22 protein-coding genes, 1 other RNA gene and 1 pseudogene are annotated in these 24,004 nt (G+C 42.8%); 19 read left to right on the forward strand and 5 right to left on the reverse strand.

Annotated elements, in window-relative coordinates:
* Positions 1-67 precede the first annotated feature (67 nt).
* The 6 genes from DW981_RS06325 (at position 68) to DW981_RS06350 (ending at position 6,495) form a co-directional block, all read left to right on the forward strand.
* Complete coding sequence (locus tag DW981_RS06325; protein WP_022025666.1) at positions 68-544, forward strand: flagellar protein FliS; 477 nt, start codon at positions 68-70, stop codon at positions 542-544.
* Positions 541-2,025: a 4-alpha-glucanotransferase gene (malQ, locus tag DW981_RS06330; protein ID WP_118507147.1), complete on the forward strand. Its 1,485-nt coding sequence runs from the start codon at positions 541-543 to the stop codon at positions 2,023-2,025. The genes DW981_RS06325 and malQ overlap by 4 nt, the downstream gene beginning before the upstream one ends.
* A 142-nt stretch (positions 2,026-2,167) precedes the next feature.
* Positions 2,168-3,385, forward strand: a complete 1,218-nt coding sequence (locus DW981_RS06335; protein WP_118507148.1) for an ABC transporter permease — start codon at positions 2,168-2,170, stop codon at positions 3,383-3,385.
* Positions 3,382-4,695, forward strand: a complete 1,314-nt coding sequence (locus DW981_RS06340; protein WP_118507149.1) for a hypothetical protein — start codon at positions 3,382-3,384, stop codon at positions 4,693-4,695. Before DW981_RS06335 ends, DW981_RS06340 begins: the two co-directional genes overlap by 4 nt.
* 1 nt (position 4,696) lies before the next feature.
* Positions 4,697-5,374, forward strand: a complete 678-nt coding sequence (locus DW981_RS06345; protein ID WP_022026156.1) for an ABC transporter ATP-binding protein — start codon at positions 4,697-4,699, stop codon at positions 5,372-5,374.
* Positions 5,375-5,628: 254 nt separating this feature from the next.
* Positions 5,629-6,495, forward strand: a complete 867-nt coding sequence (locus DW981_RS06350; RefSeq protein WP_118507150.1) for a hypothetical protein — start codon at positions 5,629-5,631, stop codon at positions 6,493-6,495.
* Between the two features lie 187 nt (positions 6,496-6,682).
* Here DW981_RS06350 and DW981_RS06355 read toward each other — a convergent pair whose 3' ends face one another.
* The 4 genes from DW981_RS06355 to DW981_RS06365 all read right to left on the reverse strand — a co-directional run bounded on the left by DW981_RS06355 (position 6,683) and on the right by DW981_RS06365 (position 9,686).
* On the reverse strand, positions 6,683-7,108 hold the full coding sequence (locus DW981_RS06355) for an HIT domain-containing protein (protein WP_022025586.1): 426 nt from the start codon (positions 7,106-7,108) through the stop codon (positions 6,683-6,685).
* 607 nt (positions 7,109-7,715) lie between these two features.
* Positions 7,716-8,438, reverse strand: coding sequence for an SCP2 sterol-binding domain-containing protein (locus DW981_RS06360; RefSeq protein ID WP_118507151.1), 723 nt, complete (start codon positions 8,436-8,438; stop codon positions 7,716-7,718).
* A complete protein-coding gene (locus DW981_RS15055; protein ID WP_182434164.1) occupies positions 8,321-8,722 on the reverse strand; it encodes a hypothetical protein in 402 nt (133 codons plus the stop codon). The genes DW981_RS06360 and DW981_RS15055 overlap by 118 nt, the downstream gene beginning before the upstream one ends.
* A 4-nt stretch (positions 8,723-8,726) precedes the next feature.
* The gene (locus DW981_RS06365) at positions 8,727-9,686 is read right to left on the reverse strand and encodes a rhomboid family intramembrane serine protease (protein ID WP_118507152.1); all 960 of its coding nucleotides are present in this window, start codon (positions 9,684-9,686) and stop codon (positions 8,727-8,729) included.
* A 372-nt stretch (positions 9,687-10,058) separates the two neighbouring features.
* Between DW981_RS06365 and DW981_RS06370 the strand changes: the two genes are divergently transcribed.
* Together DW981_RS06370 and DW981_RS06375 are read left to right on the forward strand one after the other, a co-directional pair.
* Positions 10,059-10,967, forward strand: coding sequence for a hypothetical protein (locus DW981_RS06370; RefSeq protein ID WP_118507153.1), 909 nt, complete (start codon positions 10,059-10,061; stop codon positions 10,965-10,967).
* A gap of 17 nt (positions 10,968-10,984) precedes the next feature.
* Positions 10,985-11,692, forward strand: a complete 708-nt coding sequence (locus tag DW981_RS06375) for a MerR family transcriptional regulator (protein WP_182434166.1) — start codon at positions 10,985-10,987, stop codon at positions 11,690-11,692.
* A 22-nt stretch (positions 11,693-11,714) separates the two neighbouring features.
* On the opposite strand, the gene DW981_RS06380 is transcribed toward DW981_RS06375, so the two are convergent.
* The gene (locus tag DW981_RS06380; RefSeq protein ID WP_182434168.1) at positions 11,715-12,404 is read right to left on the reverse strand and encodes an Ig-like domain-containing protein; all 690 of its coding nucleotides are present in this window, start codon (positions 12,402-12,404) and stop codon (positions 11,715-11,717) included.
* 217 nt (positions 12,405-12,621) lie between these two features.
* Here DW981_RS06380 and DW981_RS06385 point away from each other — a divergent pair, with 217 nt between their 5' ends.
* From DW981_RS06385 to DW981_RS06430, 11 genes and pseudogenes are all read left to right on the forward strand, one after another.
* Positions 12,622-13,320, forward strand: a complete 699-nt coding sequence (locus DW981_RS06385) for a response regulator transcription factor (protein ID WP_022025197.1) — start codon at positions 12,622-12,624, stop codon at positions 13,318-13,320.
* Between the two features lie 3 nt (positions 13,321-13,323).
* On the forward strand, positions 13,324-14,844 hold the full coding sequence (locus DW981_RS06390; protein WP_118507156.1) for an ATP-binding protein: 1,521 nt from the start codon (positions 13,324-13,326) through the stop codon (positions 14,842-14,844).
* A 44-nt stretch (positions 14,845-14,888) separates the two neighbouring features.
* A non-coding RNA gene (ssrS, locus tag DW981_RS06395) (6S RNA) lies at positions 14,889-15,068 on the forward strand.
* A 39-nt stretch (positions 15,069-15,107) separates the two neighbouring features.
* Positions 15,108-16,157 carry an aldolase catalytic domain-containing protein gene (locus tag DW981_RS06400; RefSeq protein ID WP_022025194.1) on the forward strand — a complete coding sequence of 350 codons (1,050 nt, stop codon included), beginning with the start codon at positions 15,108-15,110 and terminating at the stop codon, positions 16,155-16,157.
* A gap of 57 nt (positions 16,158-16,214) precedes the next feature.
* Positions 16,215-17,054: a glutamate racemase gene (gene murI, locus DW981_RS06405; RefSeq protein WP_118507157.1), complete on the forward strand. Its 840-nt coding sequence runs from the start codon at positions 16,215-16,217 to the stop codon at positions 17,052-17,054.
* 15 nt (positions 17,055-17,069) lie between these two features.
* Entirely contained in the window at positions 17,070-18,356 is a 1,287-nt protein-coding gene (locus tag DW981_RS06410; RefSeq protein WP_118507169.1) for an O-acetylhomoserine aminocarboxypropyltransferase/cysteine synthase family protein, read from the forward strand.
* Between the two features lie 162 nt (positions 18,357-18,518).
* On the forward strand, positions 18,519-19,571 hold the full coding sequence (locus DW981_RS06415; RefSeq protein WP_022025304.1) for a leucine-rich repeat protein: 1,053 nt from the start codon (positions 18,519-18,521) through the stop codon (positions 19,569-19,571).
* A gap of 16 nt (positions 19,572-19,587) precedes the next feature.
* A complete protein-coding gene (locus DW981_RS15585) occupies positions 19,588-20,046 on the forward strand; it encodes a hypothetical protein (protein WP_243034670.1) in 459 nt (152 codons plus the stop codon).
* Between the two features lie 41 nt (positions 20,047-20,087).
* The gene (locus DW981_RS15590; protein ID WP_243034671.1) at positions 20,088-20,924 is read left to right on the forward strand and encodes a vWA domain-containing protein; all 837 of its coding nucleotides are present in this window, start codon (positions 20,088-20,090) and stop codon (positions 20,922-20,924) included.
* Between the two features lie 6 nt (positions 20,925-20,930).
* Positions 20,931-22,302: pseudogene (locus tag DW981_RS06425) on the forward strand (AAA family ATPase).
* Between the two features lie 130 nt (positions 22,303-22,432).
* Complete coding sequence (locus tag DW981_RS06430; RefSeq protein ID WP_118507159.1) at positions 22,433-23,884, forward strand: hypothetical protein; 1,452 nt, start codon at positions 22,433-22,435, stop codon at positions 23,882-23,884.
* Positions 23,885-24,004 lie beyond the last annotated feature (120 nt).

Here is a 24,004-nt window from a genome sequence, read left to right on the forward strand (position 1 = left end):
ATAGGTATCGCAGAATTGCTAAAGCTGATTGGAGTGTGACGATCAAGTATGGGCATGGAGGTTAAGCATGACGAAGGAACAGATTAAGGAGTATACCGCACGGGTTGCACAGGCAAACCGGACAGAATTAGTCGTTATTATATATGAACTTTTGCTGGATGAAATACAAGAGGGTAACAAACAATATCAGGCGGGAAATACGGATGCGGGGGAAAAACAGATCCGCAAAGCGCAGGGATATTTACAAGAACTTCTCGGAAGTCTGGACTTTCGCTATGAAATTGCGTTGCAATTACGACAGTTGTATCGTTATGTCAACGAACAGTTGATTGCAACTTTGGTTCAACGCAGACCGATTCATTTAGATGCGGCGTGTGAAGTGATCCGTGGATTGATGGAGAGCTTTGAACAAGTGGCCAAAGAGGATCATTCAGGACCGGTTATGGAGCATTCACAGCAGCTTTATGCCGGATTAACCTATGGAAAAGGTACACTTAATGAAGTATCCCTCGGAGAGGGCAGTACCTATGGAGGAAAAATATGAAAAAGAAACGTGGAGCAGGGATTTTACTGCCAATCAGCAGCCTGCCGTCACCATATGGAATTGGAACATTGGGAGCAGAGGCGTATGCCTTCGTTGATCAGTTGGCAGAGGCAAAGCAGAGCTATTGGCAAGTGCTTCCGGTAGGACCGACAAGCTTTGGTGATAGTCCCTACCAGTCATTTTCAGCATTTGCGGGAAACCCTTATTTTATTGATCTTGACACGTTGAAAGAGGATGGGCTTCTTCTTTCGGAAGAGATTGAGGAGCAGTATTGGGGAGACGATGTGTCAGAGGTAGATTATGCAGCGTTATACGAGGCTCGTTTTGAGGTATTACATAAGGCATATGCGCGAAGTGATCATAAAATGCAGGAAGATTATCAGGCATTTTTGGCGAAGAGCAGCTATTGGCTGGAAGACTATAGTTTTTATATGGCACTTAAATTTCACTTTCATGGACAAGAGTGGTCGTTGTGGGAGGATGGTCTGAAATTCCGTCACAAAGAAACCCTCCGCAAATTTGAAGATCTGCTGGCAGAAGAAATTGATTTTTGGAAGTTTTGTCAGTATCAGTTTTTCATGCAATGGAGTCAGTTGAAGCGGTATGCTAACAGCAAAGGCATCCGTATTATTGGAGATATTCCGTTATACGTTGCCATGGACAGTGCAGATGTATGGACACATTCAGATCTGTTTGAGCTGGATGAGCGTAAGAAACCGATTCACGTTGCAGGGGTACCGCCGGATTGTTTTTCGGAGGATGGACAGCGCTGGGGTAACCCATTATATCGTTGGAAACGAATGAAAAGAGATCATTATGCATGGTGGTATCAGCGAATGAAAGCCAATGCAGCCTTGTATGATGTGATTCGTATTGATCATTTTATTGGTATTGTTAATTACTGGTCAATACCTGCTTCTTGTCCTACTGCTGTAGAAGGTGAGTGGCGCAAGGGACCGGGCAGACATTTGACGAAAGTGATTCGTAAGGCAACGAAAGGTTCGGATATTATTGCAGAAGATCTTGGAATTGTCAGTGATAAGGTGCGTGCTTTGATCAATGAAACCGGTTGGCCGGGAATGAAGATTTTAGAGTTTGCGTTTGATGGAGATGCTTCTAATGAGTATCTGCCACATCAATATAAGAACACGAATTGTCTCGTATATGGTGGTACGCATGATAATCAGACATTGCTTGGTTATTATGGAAACAAATCGGACAAAGAATTAAAATTTATGATGAATTATCTGCATATTAAGCGGGTTTCACAGATTCCAAAGGCGATGTTGCGTGCAGCGTACGCAAGCATTGCGGATACTGTTATATTCCAGATGCAGGATATTTTGGAATTGGACGATACGGCAAGAATGAATGAACCGTCCACAGTAGGAACCAATTGGCGCTGGCGTATGCAGCCGGGAGCCTTTGATGGAAAAAAGATCAAGATGCTTCGCAAAATGTGCAAATTGTATGCTCGATAACCGACATTTATTGCATTGTAAACAGGGGTCAAGCTGCGTCTGGGGACTTTGATTATAATGGTGGAACAGTAGCAAACACATTATACTTTAGCAATTCTTGCAAAGCAAAGCGCTGGCGTTGCTTTTTTGTAGGGAGTACTCCATGAAATATATTTGGTGCAACATAAAGAACTGTTTTAAACATAAAAAACTCATATTTATTTTGACGGTTTTTTCTGTCATTTGTTCTTGTATTATGATCCATTTTTCGTATGGATTATATCAGAACTATCAGTTAAAGAAAGAATATGATCTGTCAGATGAGAGAGAAATTGCATTGAGTTTGCAAGGGGATTTTGATGAAGAATCCGATAAGGAATTAAATGATGATGAAAGTTATTTCAAACCGGTTGATTCTGTAGACAATTATATAACAATGAATTTGTTAAAGAAATATGTGGCTGAATTTAATAATTCTTTTACAGATAAATTGAAATATATTGAAGCAACAGCGATCGTAGATCAATTACCGTTTCGTATGAACTTTTCGGTGAAGGATGGGACGATCATTAATAGTGATGAATATGAAAAAGAAATAGAGAATAACGCCAAGCTGGAAAGTGGGAGGTATTTTACAGACAAAGAATATCGGAACGGGGAGAAAGTTGCTATTTGTTGGGATTATCTTCATTGGAATACGATGTCATCTCCTGTCAGTAGTCGGATGGCAGTCGATAAAAATACGCTGCATATTCAGGGGAAGGATTATAAAATTATTGCCTATGGCATTATTGATGTTGATAGACCTACTATACCGGTCACCTCTTTAGAGGATACAACCCTTTTTCACCAGAGATTAGTATTCCATTTTAAGAAACCAATTCGACAGGAACAGTACAATCTTGTAGTAGAAAAAACAAATAAAATTTTGGGAGACAGGGCAGTAGTTGAGCCGGCAAATCTTCCGGATGATGATGCAGTGTATCTTTATAATACGATTATTATGGTGACGATTTTTATTACCATTGTCTCGGCAATAAATTTTGCGATTTTGTATCGTTATATTCTTTCCAGCAGAAAACAGTCACTTATGGTTTACCGGATTTGCGGAATGAGTTTTGCGAGAGTAGTATTATTGTATTTGGGAGAATGTGTGGTTTTGACGGTACCAGCTTATGTTATCGGTGCTTTGTTGTTTGAGCATGTAATTTTGAAAAAAGTATCAAAATATTATGACTATATGAGTAATAGCTATAGCAGTTATGTTTATATGGTTTTATTTGCTATTTATTTTATACTGTCTTTGTTAATATTACTTTTTATGATCATATATGCATTAAAAACAGACAAAGAGTTAGATGTGAAAGGAGGGACCCGATGAAATTGAAATATGCAATGTTTGAACAGAAAAAAAATAAACTTATGACGGTGCTGATTTTTTTCCAAATAGTAATTGTGTTCATCATGCTCGTCAGCATTATCTCTGCAATTACTTCGAGGTATGAAAAATATAAGCCGTTGGAATGCTTCTTTCAGGGCGATGGTTTGAATATGCATATAAATGATCTGCTAGGCAGAAACGGGCAGCGGTATCTTCCGTTTACAGAATCTTCTGATGTAGAAAAAAGCTTAAAAAAAGCACATATGGTAAGCTCCTATGATGTACAGATGACATTTGACATTGACAATAAAAAGGAAGAATTGGGAACATGGTCTCCGGTTATTGGTTATGATGATGAGTTGATCGCAGCATATACTCCTGAGATAGAATCAGGACGCTGGCTTAGAACAGAGGATGCAGATACGGATATGATCGAGATTGTGTTGGTGCAAAAGGATGACACTCATAAAGTGGGAGAGGTCATAACTTTGACAACTTCTGATGTGGTAAAAGATTCGAGAGAATACAAGTTATCACAACCGGTTCAGGCTAAGATAGTGGGGATTCTTGCAGATGGAGCCAGTCCGATCATGCGTACGATGCATTATGGAGAATATTCTGATTTCAGAGATTATTATTATCCGTTTAACAGGGATGAAGAGGAAAGGGCAATTGTCTTTGTATCCAAGAGAGACATTGAACATAATAATAAGATCCATGCGAAAACGGAACAAGAAAATTTAATAGAGGGTGAAACCTGTATATGGCCATATATCATTTCAGGCCCATGTTTTATACAATATGAGAAAGGAATTACACAGAAGGAAAAAGATTATAATTCAAAATATCTTGCAGTGAATGGAAGATATGAATTTCGTCATACATCCGCAGAAATGCGGGAAAACAGTATGGAATATATTATGAATCAGATGAATATGTTAATTCCTATTTTGATTGCGATGATCATTCTTACATTGATGTCTATCATTAGCAGTACCGTTATTATGATACGACAAAACATGCACAATTATTCCATTTATTATATGATGGGTTTCACTTGGAAAAGATGCGTGTTGATTCATGTGGAAAGCGTGATTATGATGCAAATGGGGATATTTTTATTTACCATGTTATGTATTGCTATTTGCGAGAAAATTGGTGCGTTAGATCGAATGGTCTTTTCTTTAGGAAAATGGCAGTTGTTGGGTTGTTTCGCTATGATGGTGCTTTTTATTGTATTTAGTATTTTGCTGTCTTTTCTGTTAATTGGGAAGAAATCGGCAAAGGACATTTTAAGGGAGGTAGAATAAAATGGTTCAACTTGATAATATTGTAAAGACCTATAACAAAGGAAAGAGTAACGCTTTTGAGGCACTCCACGGAATATCGCTGACGATAGAGGATGGAGAAATGGTTGCCATTATTGGAACCTCAGGAGCTGGAAAATCCACCTTATTACATATACTTGCTTGTATTGATGGATATGATTCGGGAGAGTATCGTATTGATGACATGACAATTGGCAAAATTTCTGAAAGAAAGATGGCGGCAATTCGTAATGAGAAGATTGGCATGGTAATGCAGGACTTTGCGTTAATAGAAGAATTTACGGCATTGGATAATGTCATGATTCCGTTGGATTTTGCAGCAAGAGGTAAGAAAAAACGGAAAAAAGACAGGAAAGAAATCGCGCGCAAAATGCTTGAAATGGTGCAGATGCAAGATTTTGTCGATAAGCCTGTGAGTAATCTTTCCGGGGGTCAGAAGCAGCGCGTTGCAATTGCTAGAGCGATTGCAAATGAACCTGCGTTGATCTTGGCAGATGAGCCAACAGGAGCGCTGGATACGGAGACAACAAAAGAAATTATGAAAGTATTTATTGATCTGAACAAACAGGGAAAAACAATTGTTATTGTTACCCATGATTTGGCTGTAGCGGAGCAATGCGGCAGAGTGATAAAGATCGAAGATGGGAAGATGATAGAGTGAGAGCTGCTTTGCATCATGCCTCCGTCATGGTTGTTAATGGTGTGAGATGTCGTTATACAAGGAATAGTGAAAATATACAATACCGTGCTGATTCAGTTGTGTAAATTATACAAAAAATGGTTAATCTTTTTTATGTTATTGCGAGTAAAACAGGGAAATGATAAAATAAATTAATTCAGAAAAATTATGTTGTTGCTATTGTTGTATTGATTGTAAATTTTATAAGTAACTTTAAGAGAGGGAGAAGATACGTTATGAAAAAATATGTAAATCCAATTGTTATGGTATTGATCGGTGTTCTTATTTGCGTGTTGGCAGAGGGAGTGGATCAGCGGACGGTTGTCAAAAAGAAGAATGTAAAGATTGATCAATCGAAGCTTACTTATGATGAAGCGGAACAGTACAGAAGGAGTTTGCCTGATCGTGAACCGGATAACAATAATCTTGTTGCATTAAAGACAAACTTGTTGCCATACGGATTACCGGGAAGACAAAAAGGATGGTATGGAGACTTGCTGGCAGAAAAACTGGGGGTTGAAGTGCATTATGTTCAGCCATCATATTTTGAGGAGCGAGATAGCGATATGGATATATATTTATTTTTTATGGGAGATGTGACTTATTATGATGCGGTTAAGGCGGGAGAATTGTTGGATCTGGAACCGACCTTAAAGAAAAATCCTAAGATATATAAGCGCTACAAAAATGCTTTTCAATATATCAAGAAATATACTTATAAAAAAACAGGGAAAAAAGGAATTTACGGTTTCCCGGTCAACCTAAAATCATTTGATGATAAAGGAAGAAAACTTGATTGCGTATCCGTTTTGTCGGAATCCAACAACAAGAACAAGGCGATGGATCTTTTGCTGTATTCTGCCTCAGATGAAGGGATTATGAATTGGACGTATGGACCGGAAGGAGAAATGTGGGAACGCAAAAACGGCAAGTATGTCGTATTAAAAGATTGGTCAGCAGAGGAGGGGACTGACGAAGATGAGGAATATGTGGAATATTCTGATTATTCTTCAGATTATATCTGCCCGAGGACGTTGATATATTTAATCCCCAATACTTCTCTGGGAGCAGAATTAACCGGAGTGAAGATTTCTAGGATGTGAGAATGTTTTATGCAACATAAGATTTATCGATTCGATATGGAAATTAATATGTCTTAGACTGAACAGACTATAATGTAACACCCCCGCAGACGTTTTGTTCTGCCGGGGGTGTTTGTTGTTATCCTTAAATACGGTTATGCAATATGATGCTATCGTAAGGCATTGGATTACCTCATGTTTTGTCGGATTATTCGAATCCTTTTTTGATCTGTTCTGCGATCGCACCCATATCTTCTTCCGGTTCACCGGGTTTCCAAGTAATATTTACCTGATCATCTTTATAACGAGGAATCAAATGTACATGCAGATGAAATACTGTTTGACCAGCGGCCTCACCATTATTCTGCAAAACATTTAGGCCATCGCAGTTTAAGCTTTTCTTCATGGCAGCAGCACATTTCTTGGCAACTCCCATAATCTTGCTGCAATAATCATCTGGCAGTTCATAGAGATTTGCAGCGTGCGTTTTAGGAAGGATGATGGAATGACCGCGGGAAGCAGGCCCAAGATCCATGATTACATTGAAATCCTCATCTTCGTAAATCGATGTTGTCGGAATCTCTCCATTTGCCAATTTGCAAAAAATACAATCCTTGTCAATATGTTTCTCCATAATATTCCTCCATTCTGCCGCCCTTACAGCGGCACTAATACTATTTGAATTTCAAACTTTGCACGGAGTGGCTACTTGACCACATATTGCTCATTATGTCAGCAATAAATAAAATATTTTGCAGCCGATAAACTAAATTGTTCTGTCATCCGAGAACTAAGATAATTGCCGTAGAACGCAACGTTTTTACGTGATTTCTTATTTTGTTAAGTCTCTGATGAATACATGCCTAAAGGAGTGTCTGAGATGTCCCGGTTTAGCAAGGTATCATCAATTTTTGGACGGGACGCTTTCGCTACGATGCGCTACGTCACGTTACTTAATGTCTCTGAAATACGAGACATAAGTAACGACGAGCGCAAAGTCCCTTTCAAAAATGATGATTACCTTGCTTCCGGGACTTCGAGTTTCCGAAAGGCATGTAAATCATACATCAGAGACAACAAAATTTAGAAATCACTGTAAAAACAAAATGCGGAAAGGCAATTACTATAGTTCTCGGATGGCAGAAACCACTCTTTGGTGGCTGCAAAATGCTATATAGTCATTGACATAATGAGCAATATGTGTTTTCGAGTTGGTTGATCCGTGCAAAGTTTGTGTTTGTCTATTCGAAGCGGAAAAGTTCATCGAAGCTGCGCAGGATCTTGAAATCACCTTTGGCAATCACATTGCCGGTACGAAAAGCACTTTGTAATGTGGTTTCGCTGTGTATGATCTGTGTCAGCAACTCCGCTTTGAGCTTCATAGTCACGTGTGGTTCGAAATTTTTCGGCTGCTTGTAGGTACAATGCAAAATATCACCGTCAGCCGTGATATAAAGACAGCGGTCTTCATCTGTGATCTCAAGGGTAAACCGTACGGAAATGTCCGGAATACCGTGGAAATGTGATGAAAGCGCACGGATATAGGGGTCGGAGCTTGACATAGGATCTTCATCATCCCCTAGTAATGTGCGGAAAATTTCAGACAATTCCTGAATGTCTTCTTTTTGCTTCTGCACGTATTGGTCATTAGAAACATATTCCGACAACTGTTCACTTTCCTGTGGTGTCAAATCAATGCTTAACGGACGCGATAATGTGTCCGGTGACAGGGAATTACTGGAAGGCAATGTCTCCAGCTTGCCGGTAAAGGTGCGGTAAAATAGCTCTACTCTTTTCTCTACAAATGTAGTATACCCATCATTAGCTTTGAAATCTTCCGGATCTGTTATATATGCCTCAATGCCATCGCAAGGTTTGCCACCAAGCAGTTCCCAAGCTTTTGTAAGCTGTAGGGAGGCCTCTTTCTCCCCATAGGTGTCGATAGAACGACGGGCATCATGCATAGGGATTGAATGGTTTCTTTGTCACCGTACAACCAGCAGGCATCCAAAAACTGCTGTAACAACCCTCCATAGCTAAACCATTCTACAGAGGCAGCTAGAATAACGGCATCCGCTTCTTTGAGCGTTTTCGGTAAAACGGAGATGCCTTTTTTATCTTCGTATAGATTGTAGCGTCGAACGACAACGTTGAGCTCGTTCAATACTTCTGTTATTTTGTCCATAACATAGATGGTAGGATCTTCGATCAATCCTCTGCCACCATAATAAATATTAACTTTCGTCATGAGTCTATATTCCTTTCTCTTTGGACAGAGTCAATAAAGTGTACATAGCAAATCCGCTGATCAAACCACCGATATGTGCTGCGAAATCGACATTTGGTATTGCAAAACTTCCATAAACAATCCAAAAGATCATAAAAATGATCTGACGCAGATCCGGGGATTCTTGACGGTCATGATGAAAAATCAATGCAAGGATTAAAGCACCCATAAGACCGTAGATCGCACCGGAAGCACCCACCGAGGTACTTGCGGAATGTATAACAACATTATAAACGATTGAGGTGCAGCCTGCAAGAAGACCGCTGACCAGATAAAGGATCAGATAACGGATATGACCCAAACGTCGTTCCAAGTAAGCGCCGATAAAGATCAAAGTGATCATATTGTTAAAAATATGTTCTCCGGATATATGTAGGAACATCGAAGTAAATAATCGATACCATTCCTGCTTGTCAAAGACGAGTTCTGCGCTTAGTGCTCCCATAGAAAACAGAGCGTCTCTTTTGCCTGGGATCAGATCTCCATATACAAAAAGCAGGATGTTGACAGCAACCAGTAAGAGTGTCACAAAAACGCTGCGCATGGCAGGCAGAACGGATCGAAGGTCAGAAGTTCGTTCCGGTCCCTCCTGCAGGAATTGCTCTAAGTCTTTCTGCAAAGGGGAAAATAAAGTATCTACGTCTTCATAGGCCTGTAATATGCCCTGCGATGGAATGATCTGCCAATAGTTCTTGCGATCCGGAAATAATTTTCTGCCGAGAGAATCATCTTCCGTCATCAAAATATAGAGATATTCACAGTTGTCAAAATTGTTATCTATTAGCATTTGCTGAAGTTGGTCAGAGATCATCGCTATATTTTCGGCGTTCAGTGTGTATGGTTCTCCGGCCCGGATACGGTCTTTTTCTTCGTATCGTGTATCTGCAGCTTTGACAGCGGCGGCAGCCTCTGCGTCGATGATCACGACTACAGGGGTGCAGACAGGATCCTTTGTATGGAGATAGATGTCGAGAAATGGGCAATCCGTTTCGACAACACCGTAATTATATTTTGCAAAAGGTGATCCAAAGTTGTATCGTGCATAGTAATCTTACATTCCTTTCCAAACTTGCTAAGTTACCGTGTGTTCGCACTTTGCCAAACGCACAAAAGGTGGTCTGTCAATACCTTTGTGCATATGAAGTATGAGTTACAGATGTATATTGTAACAAAAAAGAAAACGTCGAACAAGGGCGTAAAATGATATTCGATGGGCACTGTTTTCACAGGATAGGACATAGTATGATGAAACTGCAGGAAACAAAAGCCATGAAATTAACGGAAGGTGGAGAGGCAGATGCAGCAATTATATGCAAATTACAGCTTACTAATGATAATGCTCGGTGCAGGGATTATCACACTGCTCCTGCAAAGTATAGCGGGTCATGTTATGAACAATCTGTTAGAGGAGTGTTCTAAAATTGCCGGGACGAAAAATCCGTGGATCCGCAATTTGATCAAAAAATTTCAAGTGTGTTACGAACTACATATTCCGGCAAAAGATGTGGGCGGTTTTGTGGACAGGTACCTGTTGGAATACCGGGCATATCAAATACGATTATCTACTTGGGAAAATGTTGGACTGTATGGGGCATGGTTTGTGGGAATGTATTTTGGGGTGTGTACGATTTATGGGATATATATTCAGACATCACTTCAAGTTTATGGTATGTATTGTATCTACACCGTTATCATATTAGCACTTATTTTTGGAGGCGAATTATTGATGCAGGTGCATGCACATAAAAAAATGATCCGTATTTATTTGTTGGATTATTTGGAAAACAGTTTGCAGCCACGATTGGAAAATCAATATTTGTATCCGGAAGAGCAGGCAAAATATCAACAAGCTTATTTCGAGGAGCCGGAGCAGCAAACGCTTGCATTAGCTGCCGGTAATGAGGAAACAGAACAGGAAAAGGAAGCTGTCTGGTCGATTGCCGGGAGATGGCAGGACGGTATGGAATATGCGGTTCATGAGGAATGGCAGAATGAACATGGACATGCATGCAAGCAGACTTTGGCACCGGCTTGGCCAGAGGGGGATATGTGCAGGCAGACTTCAGCACCGGCTTGGCCGGAGGGGGATATGTGCAAGCAGACTTCGGCACCGGCTTGGCTGGAGAAAGGCATACGTGAGCAGAAAGAGCAAAGAGCAGAAGAAAAACTAACGCTGCTCGGAGAAATTATGGAAGAGTATTTCTAGAAATGGAGGATGACACAATGGAAAAGAGATTTGGCATTTCAGATGCGGCGAGACAGGTTGGTGTGGAGGCACATGTACTGCGTTATTGGGAGGATGAACTTGGGTTAGCGATTCCACGTAATGGGCAGGGACATCGATACTATAGAGAGCAGGACATTCATATTTTGCATAAGATCAGAGATTGGAAAGAGCAGGGCTTTCAACTTCGTGCTATTAAGCTGCTTTTGCCGGATCGAAGACGAGTCGAGGCGATGACGCCGCAGGAATTGTATCATCTGCGTGAAGAGTTAAATCAAAAGGTGCAGATGGAAGAAGATCGATCGCCAAAGCATGCAAGAATGGGGCAGGTGACTCCGTTGCCGTCAGCAATGGAAGTGGCGGAGCCGGTGAGCAGCATCAGCAAAGAACAAAAATTGCAGCAGTTTGAGCAGATGATGCGTGATATGATCACAAGTGTTGTGGAACAGCAGACGCAACAATCTGAAGAGCGGATCGCAGAGGCTGTAACAGAAAAGGTGAGTAAGCAAATGGATTATTTGATGCGGGAAAAGGAAGAGTTACAACAAAAGCAAATAGAAATATTAGAAAAAATATTAATCGAAATGCGTCCGGCGGCAAAAGAAGCGGCAGCCACCGAAGAGCTGCCGCAGGTTACAACGATCAGATCCCGCAAGAAAGAGCGGGAGGCAAAACGCAGTGTAGGATGGCTGCATCTGCCATTCTGATCCATGAATTATTTTTGACGGGTTATTTGTCTGCACTTTTGACAACGATTTTGCATTTAGCGCGAACCCCATTCGCAAGTGTTGCGGTTACGTAAGTCGTTCCTGGTCTTTTGCCTCGAAGGACACCCTTTTTATTAATAGTAGCGATACGTGTATTGAGTATGGTATATACCGGTTTTTCCTTCGTAATGCTTGGACGAAGCGTAATCCGCACTTTCCTCGTCTTGGATTTTGTTATCTTATATTTGGAATGCTTAAATTTGATGCTGACAGCATGTGGTGATACAGATACCTTGGCTTTCAGTGTGGTTGGACGATTCATAAAGAAAAGTCCTGACGTTGATCGGATGCGGATCTGAATGGTTGCCGTACCGGCCGACATACCATAGTAATCGCAAGTATTTTCGGATACTTTTGATACCTTGAGAATGGAAGGATTGGAACTTTTAAATGTCGTTTCATATCCATCCAGATCGTCTAGTAACGTGAGACTGGAGGAGTCGCCGATAAATATTTTTTTTTGAAAATTTTTCTTTGTTCCCGGTTTTTTGGAACGCTGTAAAGAGCCGGAGGCATCTAAAGCCTGTTTGCCGTTGATCTCGGTTGCAACGACGGGGATCTTCGGTGCCTTAGCGGCGGCCGGTTTACCTTGTGTGCACAAGATCATGACCAGTGCGATCAGCGCCAGTTTTATTTGTTTTCTATAGTTCATAATTATCCTCATTTCTACACACGTGTTCCATGCATAAGACAATTCGTGTCCGGTGCGTATCAACACAAATAGCATGTATTATCATTTCCCACCTATATCAGGTTCGCATTTATCATAGAATAAGATAATGGCAGAAAGGTGTCAAATATTTGCCATCTTTTTCAAATACTATTATACTTATTACAGGAAGTGGTCAGATTCGACGAAGGAGGAACTCATGGAATACATATTGATTGCAGATGATAATAAAGATATTACGGATATTTTAGAAAAATATGTCAAAAAAGAAGGTTATGGAGCGTTGATCGCCACAGATGGCATTCAGACGGAAGAGCTGTTTCACACATATCATCCGGCGGCCATACTGCTGGATGTGATGATGCCGGGGAAGGATGGCTATGAGGTGTGCCGCACGATCCGACAGGAATCCGCCGTACCGATCATTTTAATTACGGCACGAGGCGAAGACTATGATAAGATCATGGGATTAGACATTGGTGCAGATGATTATATCGTGAAACCGTTTAGCCCGAGTGAGGTTATGGCGAGACTGCGCGCGGTGCTTCGTCGGATAAGCCGTCAGAGTGTGGAGACGCAGTCCGGACAGATCTTACGTGTCAGCAATATGGAAGTGAATTTAGATGAATATACATTTTGCATTGATGGCAAAAAGATTCCAATGACGAAAAAAGAAATTGAAACCATGTGGACGTTAGCAAGTACACCGGGCAAAGTATTTACCAGAGATAATCTGCTTGACAGTTTATGGGGCTACGATTACTACGGAGACAGCCGCACGGTAGATTCGCATATCAAAAGACTGCGTGCGAAACTTGATTCTGTGCCGCATCCGGATTGGACGATCAAGACGATCTGGGGTGTCGGCTACAAGCTAGAGATTGCCGGAGGACAGTAAGACATGAAAGGGCTGCATAAGATCAGACAAAAATGGAATGATTCCAAGCTTGGCAGAAATGATATATCTGTACGCATTTATCTGTCTTTTGTTGTGGTGCTTGCTGTTTCGCTGTTGTTGACCGGGGCAATCTTTAATTATTTATATCAGCGCAATTACACGCGCTCCTACACGGAACTTTTGACCAAACAGGGCAAAAAGATAGCACGCCGGGTGTCCAAGTTTCAGTACAAGAAGAATATCGGACAGTATGAAAAATATTCCGTTTATATTGATGAGATTGAGAGCGCAGAGAACACAGATGTATGGATCCTCAGCAATCATAAGGCGAAAAATGCCTTGAAAGAAGATTTTACGAATGCAGAAATGAACGATGACAATCTGACCGATGAAATGTATGCGGTACTTCGCCAGGCGTTTGGCGGACAGACAGGAGCGTCATCAAGCTATGATAAAGCATATGGTATGATGATCCTTCGTGTGGCGATCCCGGTGCACGATTACAAAACCGATCAGGTGATCGGAGCGGTTATGATGGTTTCTATGATCGACCGCCAGACGATGGGACTACGAGAGGGAAAATATCTGATTTCTCTCAGTGCAGTGGTAGCGGTAGTTATTTCGTATTTGATCGCTTTGATCTTTACAAAATATCTGTCTCTGCCGATCAACAAGATCGGTAAGACGATCCGAAGAATTGCGGGAGGCGATTATTCTCCGGTTGAGAAGTACAGTCACAGCAGGCAGTTATCACAGTTGGAGGAGCAATTAGATGTTCTTGCAGAGCGCTTGACAAAAGCGGAGCAGGAACGTGCGAATTTAGAGCAGGTAAGAAGAGACTTTTTTGCAAATGTTTCTCATGAATTGCGGACACCGATCACAGTAGTGCGCGGATATGCGGAAATGCTTCACGATGATGTGCTTTCGGAGGAGGAAGATGTCCGCGGCGTATATGACCGGATCTTATTAGAGTGTCAGGGGATGGAACGCCTGGTGCAGGATCTGTTTTTACTCTCTAAAATGCAGAATCCGGATTTTCAGATGGACAAAGAACCTGTCAGCTTGGCACAGATCTTTGCGGACGTAATGCGCAGTGCACGCGTGATCGGCGAGGAAAAAGAGATTCATTTTGTGGTTGATATACCGGAAGAGCAGCCGTTTATGATCGAGGGCGATTATGGAAGATTACGGCAAATGTTTTTGATCGTGTTAGATAATGCCGTAAAGTTTTCTGAACGAGGGGGCAAGGTGCACTTGACTCTTGTCAGCCGGGACGGTCTGATCAAGGCACAGATCGCTGATCAGGGCATTGGGATCGCACCGGAAGAGCTGCCATATATTTTTGAAAAGTTTTATAAATCAAAGCTGACACAAAATGAAAAAGGAACCGGGCTTGGACTAATGATCGCTAAGCAGATCATATTACGCCATGGAGGTGACGTTGAGGTGCAGAGTGTGCCGGGAGAAGGTACGACCTTTACCTTTACGTTTATGGAGCTGACTTCGCTGGAAGAATATGAGTAAATTCATTTGACAGTTGTATTTTTCAAGAAAATTGTATATACTTATAGTACCTGGAATGTACGACAACTTCTGATATTTTGAACCTACACTTTTTGAATGGGATTCCTATATATATGAAAGAATGTCATGCCTTCATTGCAGAGGAAGATTGCATTTCATATGCGGTTGCCCACCTAGCTGATCGCTAGGACTCAAAATTCAGGAACCGGCATTTTGGGTATATTTTTTTGTCCAATCTTAAGAACCGTTCGGATCGAATACACATGGAAGATCGCGCGGCAGAAGGTGTGGACAAGTGGAACCGGAAGAAATATACGAAATATTTGGAGGAAGAAAAAGTGGCACAGAAGGGTGATTTATTATCTTTTCGTCCGGACATTAAAGTGTTGGACGCAACAATTCGTGATGGTGGTTTGGTAAATGATTTTTATTTTACAGATGAATTTATCCATAATCTGTACAAAGCAAATGTAAAAGCAGGCGTAGACTATATGGAGTTTGGTTATCGCGCTGATAAAGAGATGTTTGACGTGGATGCTTATGGCCCATGGAAGTTTGCTGAGGATGACAAGATTCGCGAAGTCGTTGGTGATAATGACACCGATCTGAAGATTTCCATTATGGCAGATGTAGGACGCTGCAATTATAAAGAAGATATTCATGACCGCAGCGACAGTCCGGTAGATCTTATCCGTGTGGCAACTTATGTGAATACAATGCCGGCGGCGATCGATATGATCGAAGATGCACACCGCAAAGGGTACGAAACGACTTGTAATATCATGGCGATTTCCAATGCGAAAGAGTCCGACATTAATAAAGCGTTAGAAATGCTTGGTAAATCTTGTGTTGATGGCATTTACATCGTGGACAGTTTTGGTTCACTGTTCCCGGAGCAGATCCGCACTATTTCAGATCAGTATATGGAAGTGGGCGAGAAGTACGGCAAATACATAGGAATGCACGCACATAACAATCAGCAGCTTGCTTTTGCAAATACGATCGAGTCCTGTGCAAGAGGTGTGTCTTATTTGGATGCAACGATGAGCGGAATGGGACGTGGAGCAGGAAACTGCTGCATGGAATTATTGCTTGGATTTTTGAAGAATCCAAAGTACAAGCTTTTCCCGATCATTAAATTCATCGAGCAGAATATTGTGCCATTAAAAGAGCAGGGAGTTGAATGGGGATTTGATATTCCATATCTGTTGACAGGTCATTTGAATCAGCATCCACGTGCAGCAATTGCCGCAATGAAAGAGGGACGCAAGGATTACTCCGGATTTTACAAAGAAATTATTGATAAAGATTGATCCGATTCAAAATAAACGGGTGATCAGGAGTATGTAGGAAAGGAATGTAGGGAAAGTATGGTCGAAGCAATATTTAACACGCCGATCGGAGTGTTTGATTCCGGTTTGGGCGGTGTCAGTGTTTTGCGACAGATGCGTTATTTGATGCCTGCAGAGCAATTCTTATATTATGGGGATTGTGCAAATGCACCATATGGTACAAGGACTGTCGAAGAGGTAAGAGATCTGACGATCAAGCATGTTAGCCGGCTGCTCGATCAGGGCTGCAAGGCGATTGTTGTTGCCTGCAATACGGCGACCAGCTGTGCGATCAAAGAGCTTCGGGAAATGTATTCAGATATTCCGATTGTTGGCATAGAACCTGCGATCAAGCCGGCAGTAACAGAACACCCGGGCGGCAATATACTTGTGATGGCAACACCGATGACGTTGAAGCAGCAAAAATTCAATAAACTGATGCATAAATATGAAGATCAGGCAAATATCATCCCGGTGCCATGTCCCGGCTTGATGGAATTCATCGAGAGCGGAGATTTTGACGGCGAAGAAGTTTATATATACTTGCATGAACTTTTTGAGGGAATCAAAGAAAGACCGTTGGATGGAATTGTTCTCGGATGCACTCACTATCCATTCGTACAGGATACGATCTTGGAGATGGTTGGAGAACATGTGGATCTGTATGATGGCGCAATTGGCACGGCAAAGGAAATGCAGCGGCGGTTACGCGAGATCAAGTTACTGGCAACGAAAGAAGAGCTTGGACATGTTCATTTTGAATGCAGTGGTAACCGTGGGGAGAAAACAAAGTTGTTTCAGCGATTGATGGCACTTCCGGTTGTGTCAGCAAAACCGATGACGCAAGATCAGTTTAAGGATTATTTTACAATTGATTAATTAAGGAGAGATATGATGAACGAATATACAATGGGAACAAAGTGTGTACAGGCAGGATATACTCCGGGTAATGGCGAACCGCGTCAGATCCCGATCGTGCAGTCTACTACATTTAAGTATGACACCAGTGAGGATATGGGAAAATTATTTGATCTGGAAGCAAGCGGATATTTTTACACACGCTTGCAGAATCCAACCAACGATCATGTAGCAGCTAAGATTGCAGCAATGGAGGGTGGTACGGCAGCAATGCTGACTTCTTCCGGTCAGGCCGCCAATTTTTTTGCTTTGTTTAATATTTGTGAGTGCGGCAGTCATATTGTGGCATCTTCATCAATCTATGGTGGTACATTTAATTTGATACAGGTCACCATGGCAAAGATGGGTATTACTGTTACATTTGTATCCCCGGATTGTACAGAAGAAGAGTTAAATGCAGCATTTCAGGATAATACGCGTGCGGTTTTTGGTGAGACGATTGCTAATCCTGCATTGACGGTATTGGATATTGAAAAGTTTGCGAAGGCTGCGCACGCGCATGGTGTGCCGTTGATCGTGGATAATACATTCCCAACGCCGGTGAATTGCCGGCCGATCGAGTGGGGGGCAGATATTGTGACGCACTCTACGACAAAATATATGGATGGACACGGAGCAGCAGTCGGTGGTGCAATCGTTGATTCCGGTAAGTTTGACTGGATGGCACATGCGGATAAGTTCCCGGGACTTTGCACACCGGATGAATCTTATCATGGTATTACTTATGCTGAAAAGTTTGGCAAAGAGGGGGCATTTATTACAAAATGTACAGCACAGTTGATGCGTGATTTTGGATGCATTCAGTCTCCACAGCATGCATTCCTCTTGAATTTAGGATTAGAATCTCTTCATGTTCGTATGCCTCGACACGTTGAGAATGGACAGGCTGTAGCAGAATTTTTACAGGAACAGCCACAGGTATCTTATGTTAATTATTCCGGTCTGCCAACAGATCGTTACTATACATTAGCACAGAAATATCTGCCGAATGGCGGATGTGGTGTCGTTTCATTCGAATTAAAGGGTGGACGTGCTGCGGCTGAGAAGTTTATGAAGAATCTGAAGTTGGCGGCGATCGAGACACATGTAGCAGATGCAAGAACCTGCTGCTTGAACCCGGCTACTTCGACACATCGTCAGATGACAGATGAACAATTAGAGGCAGCAGGTGTACCTGCCGGCTTGGTTCGTATTTCATGTGGTTTGGAAGATAAAGCAGATCTGATCGCAGATCTGAAACAGGCATTAGAAGCGATTGACTGATTGCCACTGTATGCAGGATACAATAAAAGCAAAGCCAGCGCTTTGCCTTTGTCTCGCTATACAACAGCAATTTCCGATTAATCAAGAAAAACCTCTCTGTATAGATCTCGTTTGGGAAATATGCAGGGGGGTTTTGACGTAATAGAGGAGGATGACAGAGCGATGATTCGACTATTGTGGAAAAAGACCTCTGATGGGGCAAAGATATACCGGGTTTATGGCACCAATGGCTGTCTGACTGTGCCACAGAAAATAGAGGGCATGCCTGTATATGCGATTGGAGCATACTGTTTCTCGGCATCCAATAAACTAGACGGCTTGGAGGGGATTCGCGAAACGAAATGGCAGGAGTCATTAGAGCTCTATTGCGAGAAAACGTATGACGGTATGGTCGAAGCACAGCCTGGTACTAGAGATGGAGTGCAGCCCAATACAAGGGAAGTGGCACAGCCTGCCGCTGCTTATTTGGGGGAGATAGCGGGTAATGAAGTCCTACAGGTTGTCTTGCCGGACACAGTTGTAGAAATAGAAGAACTTGCATTCTACAACTGTAGAAAATTATCTGTGATAGAATTTGGCAGTGCACTGGAAACTATTGGCAGTGATGTATTTATGAATTGTCGCAGCCTGAAGCAGCTTAGGGTTCGGGCAGATATACGTGGCAAAACCGGTGTGAAAGCAGTTTTATCACGCATTCCATGGGAGATACAGGTTGATTTTGCGGGGGAGGAGACAGCGTCGTTATTGTATCCGGAATATACGGAGAGTTATGATGAAATTGCGCCGGCGCATATTTTTGGGCGTAATATTACCGGAGAAGGATTTCGGGCAAGACAGCAATTTCAAGATGGTATTGTACAGTTTGCCGGATATGATGCGATCTATCCGAAGGTGATCGCAGAAGAATCGCCGCTTACGATCGCGAAGATGGCATATTTACGGTTACAGACGCCGATCGGTGTACAGGAAGATGCGAGGAAACGTTATGAGGAGCAGCTTCATCAAGAGGCAGAGGTGCTGGCGCTGCATTACATTGATCGGAAACAATTGGAACCATTGCATTATTTGTGCGAGCATCGTTATCTGACGGGAAACGCCTTGGAACATGCCACACAGAAAGCGTTAGAAGATCAGTGGTCAGAGGGAGCTTCCCGGCTTATGGAATGGAATTATCAGTACGGGCGTAACAGGCGTAGGGAACGCTACGCATTTTGAAAGGAATTAGGAAGTTATGACCAATATAGAACAGTCGAATGAGAAAAGGCAGCGTTCGCAGGCGATAACGCAGACAGAGTGGGAGCAGTATATGGCAGAAAAGATATTACGTCTGATCCGTCACGAATTGTATATGGACTTCCGCTATATGGATGTTGCATTGTCGGCATTGAGCTATCAGCCCAAAGAGGGCATTGATACGTTGGGAACGGAAGGCGATCATCTGTTTTATTCTGCGGATCATTTGCTGCGCGTGTATCCTAAAAATCCGGTGTATTTAAACCGCTGTTATCTTCACATGATCCTGCATTTGATCTTTTGTCATCCGTGGCTGCAGGGCAGCAGAAATGCAGCAGATTGGGATCTGGCGTGTGATATTATGATCGAGTATTTGATCGATCATATGGAGCAGACGAGTGTACAGCGCATTACCGGTCTGCTCCGCAGAAAGTATATAAACGGCTGGAGTCCGTAGGACAGGCATTATCAGCGGCAATTATTTATGAACAGATCCGTTTGTGGTATGAATTCGATCTGGCGGAACTTAGTAAAGAATTTTATACGGATACGCATGCGTTTTGGCCACGACCACAGCCGGAGCAGGCCATTCCTGTGCAGATTCCGCCGAAATGGGACAAATTGGCACGACAGACACAGATGCAGATGGAACGGCAGGGCAGAAACGATGGCGATGAAGAAAGATTGATGCTGAAACAGATCCGAGTGTTGCAGCAACGGCGCAGTTATCGGGATTTTTTGCGTAAATTTGCATCGCTTCGGGAGACGCTGCAGATAGACCCCGAAGAATTTGCTCTTAGTTATTATACCTATGGGTTACGCATATATGGCAATCTGCCGTTGATCGAGCCGATGGAAACTAAGGAGACATTGCAGGTAGAGACGTTTGTCGTTGTTATTGATACCAGTTATTCTACAAATGGCGAATTGGTAAAAAAGTTTTTACAGCTTACCGCAGATCTGCTGCTGGAAAGTGTTGAGCTTTCCGGCAAATGCAAGATTCATATTTTGCAATGTGATGATAAGGTTAGGCAGGATGATGTCGTTACCAGTAAAGAGGAGCTGGCACAGACGCTGCAGCGGTTTACCTTGACAGAAGGTGGGAGTACGGATTTTCGGCCTGCTTTTCGCTACGTGGATCAGTTGATGCAATCCGGGCAGATCCGCCATTTGCAAGGGCTTTTGTACTTTACGGACGGCAAGGGAATATATCCGGCAAAACGACCGGAATATAAGACGGCGTTTATCTTTGCGCAGGATTATGAGGAAGAGGCAGTGCCACCGTGGGCGATGCGGATCCGCATTGATCACGAAGAAATCATGGAAGGAAAGTAATTTATTATGAATATTAAACAGGCAAAAAACGAAGTGATCCGCACAGTTCGTGCGTATTTAGAGAAAAGGGACAACGGTGAGTATATGATCCCGGTGATCCGACAGCGTCCGCTATTGCTTCTGGGAGCACCGGGTATCGGCAAGACGCAGATCATGGAACAGGTGGCAAGTGAGTGTGGAATTGGGCTGGTATCGTACACGATCACTCATCACACCAGACAAAGTGCAGTCGGACTCCCATTTATTCGTGAGAAGACTTACGGAGAGCAGACATATTCTGTGACAGAATATACGATGAGTGAGATCATTGCCAGTGTATATGAGAAGATAGAAAAGGGAAAGAAGGAGGGCATACTTTTTATCGATGAGATCAATTGCGTGTCCGAAACGCTTGCACCGACGATGCTGCAATTTTTGCAGTGTAAGACGTTCGGTAATCAGGCGATCCCGGAGCTGGATCATTGTGGCAGCCGGAAATCCGCCGGAGTACAATAAATCCGTCCGGGATTTTGATATGGTGACACTTGATCGTGTACGACGCATCATGGTCGAGCCGGATTATCCGGCGTGGAAAGAATATGCCCGCAGGCAAAGGATTCACAGCGGAATCCTAAGTTATTTGGAACTGCGCCCACAGAATTTTTATCGTGTACAAACGGATGTGGATGGAATGCTTTTTGTGACAGCGCGTGGCTGGGAGGATCTGAGCACGCTGATCCAAGTGTACGAAACGCTGGGACAGCCGGTGGATGAAGATTTGATCAGCGAATTTATACAACATCCGGAAGTGGCAAAAGATGTGGCGGTCTACTTGGATCTGTACCGCAAGTATGAAGATGATTATGGCATTGAAGATATTTTACAGGGAAAAGAAGATGTTGCAGTATATCAACGGCTGCAAAATGCATCGTTTGACGAGCGGTTGAGCGTTGTCAATCTGTTGCTGTCGGGGCTTAACAGGCATTTTGCGAAGGTGGCAGATTACAAAAAGACAATGGATGCGTGGTATGCATCACTGAAGCAAATGCAGCAGGAGGCAGAGGCTGGCAGTGAGGAAGCAGCAAAAACGTTTGCCGCGCAAAAACCGGAGTTTGAACAAAAGCAGGAACAACTGATCCGAGAGGAAGATGCAGCATTAGAGGAATTGGAGAATGCCTTTTCTTTTATGGAAAATGCATTTCCGGAAGGGCAGGAAATGGTTGTTTTCGTCACAGAATTAACGATGGGTGGCGATTCAATGGCATTTTTGCAGGACAATCCTTGCGAGATCTATCAAAAATACAACCAGCAGTTTATGGTAGGGAGCAAACGTGTCGAGCTTTTGGCCGAGCTTGAGGAAGGTAAAATACGCAGCGAAGAGCATATCAGAGATTTTTAGGGTATAAGATGCCGAAATTGCCGGTAGATTTTTGAGGGGGATTTCTGTTATACTATCTTAAGCTGAGCATTTTGTGCTCCTAAATATGTAAAACATAGCAGAGGATATTTCTGCGGAACGGAGGAATATAATGAGCGAAGAGTTGAAAGTTAAGGCATTGCATATGGGACCGGCAGAGTGTGCCGTTGATCTGGGCGATGGCAGTGAGCGTGGAGAATATGTGGATCAGGATTACATCCTGCAGAAACTGGGACGTCCACATAGAGCTGTCAATCTGATGTACTGCTATTATCCAAATGACGATAAGTGGCCGGGACGTGCCAGTGTTGTGCATGCAGATCCGTCTGTACAGTTCGCATGGGATTTTCCATACGATGATTATTTCACCTATAAGGGTGGTTTGAACGGAACATTAGATGATGAACCGTTTACTTACATGAGAGATGTCCGTAAACATGGACAGGATGTACTGCTTACGATGACGATCGATCCGAAGCTTACCGATGATCATATTATTGCGATCGCAAAGGATCTTCGCACGTTTGGACGTGTGTTGCTTCGTATCAACCATGAGGCAACCGGTAATTGGTTCTCCTTTAATAAACGTGCTTCTTATGAGGAAGTTGCAGCATTCTTTACACATTGCTGTGAGATCATTCATCGTGAAGCTCCAAACGTTAAGACGATCATTTGTCTGGATGGCTGTAAGGAGTTAGAGGATGAGAAGATGGAAATGGAAGACATCTTCGCAGAGGCTTCCCGTGCAGCAGATATTGTGTCCGTTGACCGTTATATGGCACTTCATTGGGGATGGCCATATGATGTTGCAGAAGAGGGAGGAGATTCGTTTGCGCGTTATGCGGTAGACAAGATCTACAACCTGGCAAAGAAGAGCTATGAGCGTTACACATATGTAAATAATGGTGTTAAGAAGCCGATGGTATTGTCTGAGTTTAACGCCGATGGAGACGTAACCGGTGCCTATGATCAGGCAGACATGCTGAAAGAGTTTTGTGAGATGCTGAAAGCGGACAAGGAGAAATGGCTGTCAGGATTCACGTTATATCAGATGCGCGATAGAGGACGTCTGGGCTTGGAAATTGAGGATCCTAACAATGCGAATGTTGGTATCGAACAGCCAATTTTGAATACGTATCGTGAGATCATTCATGAGGATTTCTTTAGTCCGTCCATGGACGAAGGAAGTGAGATCACACTTCCGGCTACACTTCGCTGGGGCGGTTCTGAGGATGCAGAGGGTGTTGCAGTTCCTTTGCACTTCGAGAAAAATCCGGTATTCTGTGAAGTATATTTTGATGAACAGACAATTGACATGAACTTGATGATGGAATTGAATGGACACTGGTTCTACAAGGCTCCGGGTGTGAAGTGCATCGATATGATGAGTGCATTCTTTAAGAAGCCTTTGGAGAGTGAAGCAGATATGAGCCTGAAAATATTTGCGCCACCGGCATCCGGTGAGAATGATCCATCACAGGGCGAGGATTGGATGACAAATTATTATGCGGAATTAAAGGCATTGCCGGAGGTTCGCATTCGTTTTGCTCCGATCGTAAAATAATACAGGAGTCGTGTTAAGCTATTTGCACAGCAGATGAGGGGCTGCCACAAGCGATAAGATACTTGTGGCAGCCCTATGTTACTTTATAGGATTAGGGTGTCAAAAGGTCTGAATTTCCCT

This window comes from Clostridium sp. AM49-4BH (genome assembly GCF_003478335.1).
Taxonomy (GTDB): domain Bacteria; phylum Bacillota; class Clostridia; order Lachnospirales; family Lachnospiraceae; genus Butyribacter.

Coding starts and splice junctions, on each gene's coding strand:
- DW981_RS06415 (WP_022025304.1), top strand. CDS start 18,519: ATGATTCGACTATTGTGGAAAAAGACCTCTGATGGGGCAAAGATATAC.
- DW981_RS15055 (WP_182434164.1), bottom strand. CDS start 8,722: ATGACGAAAGTTAATATTTATTATGGTGGCAGAGGATTGATCGAAGAT.
- murI (WP_118507157.1), top strand. CDS start 16,215: ATGGTCGAAGCAATATTTAACACGCCGATCGGAGTGTTTGATTCCGGT.
- DW981_RS06400 (WP_022025194.1), top strand. CDS start 15,108: ATGGAAGATCGCGCGGCAGAAGGTGTGGACAAGTGGAACCGGAAGAAA.
- DW981_RS06430 (WP_118507159.1), top strand. CDS start 22,433: ATGAGCGAAGAGTTGAAAGTTAAGGCATTGCATATGGGACCGGCAGAG.
- DW981_RS06370 (WP_118507153.1), top strand. CDS start 10,059: ATGCAGCAATTATATGCAAATTACAGCTTACTAATGATAATGCTCGGT.
- DW981_RS06345 (WP_022026156.1), top strand. CDS start 4,697: ATGGTTCAACTTGATAATATTGTAAAGACCTATAACAAAGGAAAGAGT.
- DW981_RS06335 (WP_118507148.1), top strand. CDS start 2,168: ATGAAATATATTTGGTGCAACATAAAGAACTGTTTTAAACATAAAAAA.
- DW981_RS06340 (WP_118507149.1), top strand. CDS start 3,382: ATGAAATTGAAATATGCAATGTTTGAACAGAAAAAAAATAAACTTATG.
- DW981_RS06390 (WP_118507156.1), top strand. CDS start 13,324: ATGAAAGGGCTGCATAAGATCAGACAAAAATGGAATGATTCCAAGCTT.
- DW981_RS06385 (WP_022025197.1), top strand. CDS start 12,622: ATGGAATACATATTGATTGCAGATGATAATAAAGATATTACGGATATT.
- DW981_RS06380 (WP_182434168.1), bottom strand. CDS start 12,404: ATGAACTATAGAAAACAAATAAAACTGGCGCTGATCGCACTGGTCATG.
- DW981_RS06325 (WP_022025666.1), top strand. CDS start 68: ATGACGAAGGAACAGATTAAGGAGTATACCGCACGGGTTGCACAGGCA.
- DW981_RS06375 (WP_182434166.1), top strand. CDS start 10,985: ATGGAAAAGAGATTTGGCATTTCAGATGCGGCGAGACAGGTTGGTGTG.
- malQ (WP_118507147.1), top strand. CDS start 541: ATGAAAAAGAAACGTGGAGCAGGGATTTTACTGCCAATCAGCAGCCTG.
- DW981_RS06355 (WP_022025586.1), bottom strand. CDS start 7,108: ATGGAGAAACATATTGACAAGGATTGTATTTTTTGCAAATTGGCAAAT.
- DW981_RS06350 (WP_118507150.1), top strand. CDS start 5,629: ATGAAAAAATATGTAAATCCAATTGTTATGGTATTGATCGGTGTTCTT.
- DW981_RS15585 (WP_243034670.1), top strand. CDS start 19,588: ATGACCAATATAGAACAGTCGAATGAGAAAAGGCAGCGTTCGCAGGCG.
- DW981_RS06360 (WP_118507151.1), bottom strand. CDS start 8,438: ATGCATGATGCCCGTCGTTCTATCGACACCTATGGGGAGAAAGAGGCC.
- DW981_RS06410 (WP_118507169.1), top strand. CDS start 17,070: ATGAACGAATATACAATGGGAACAAAGTGTGTACAGGCAGGATATACT.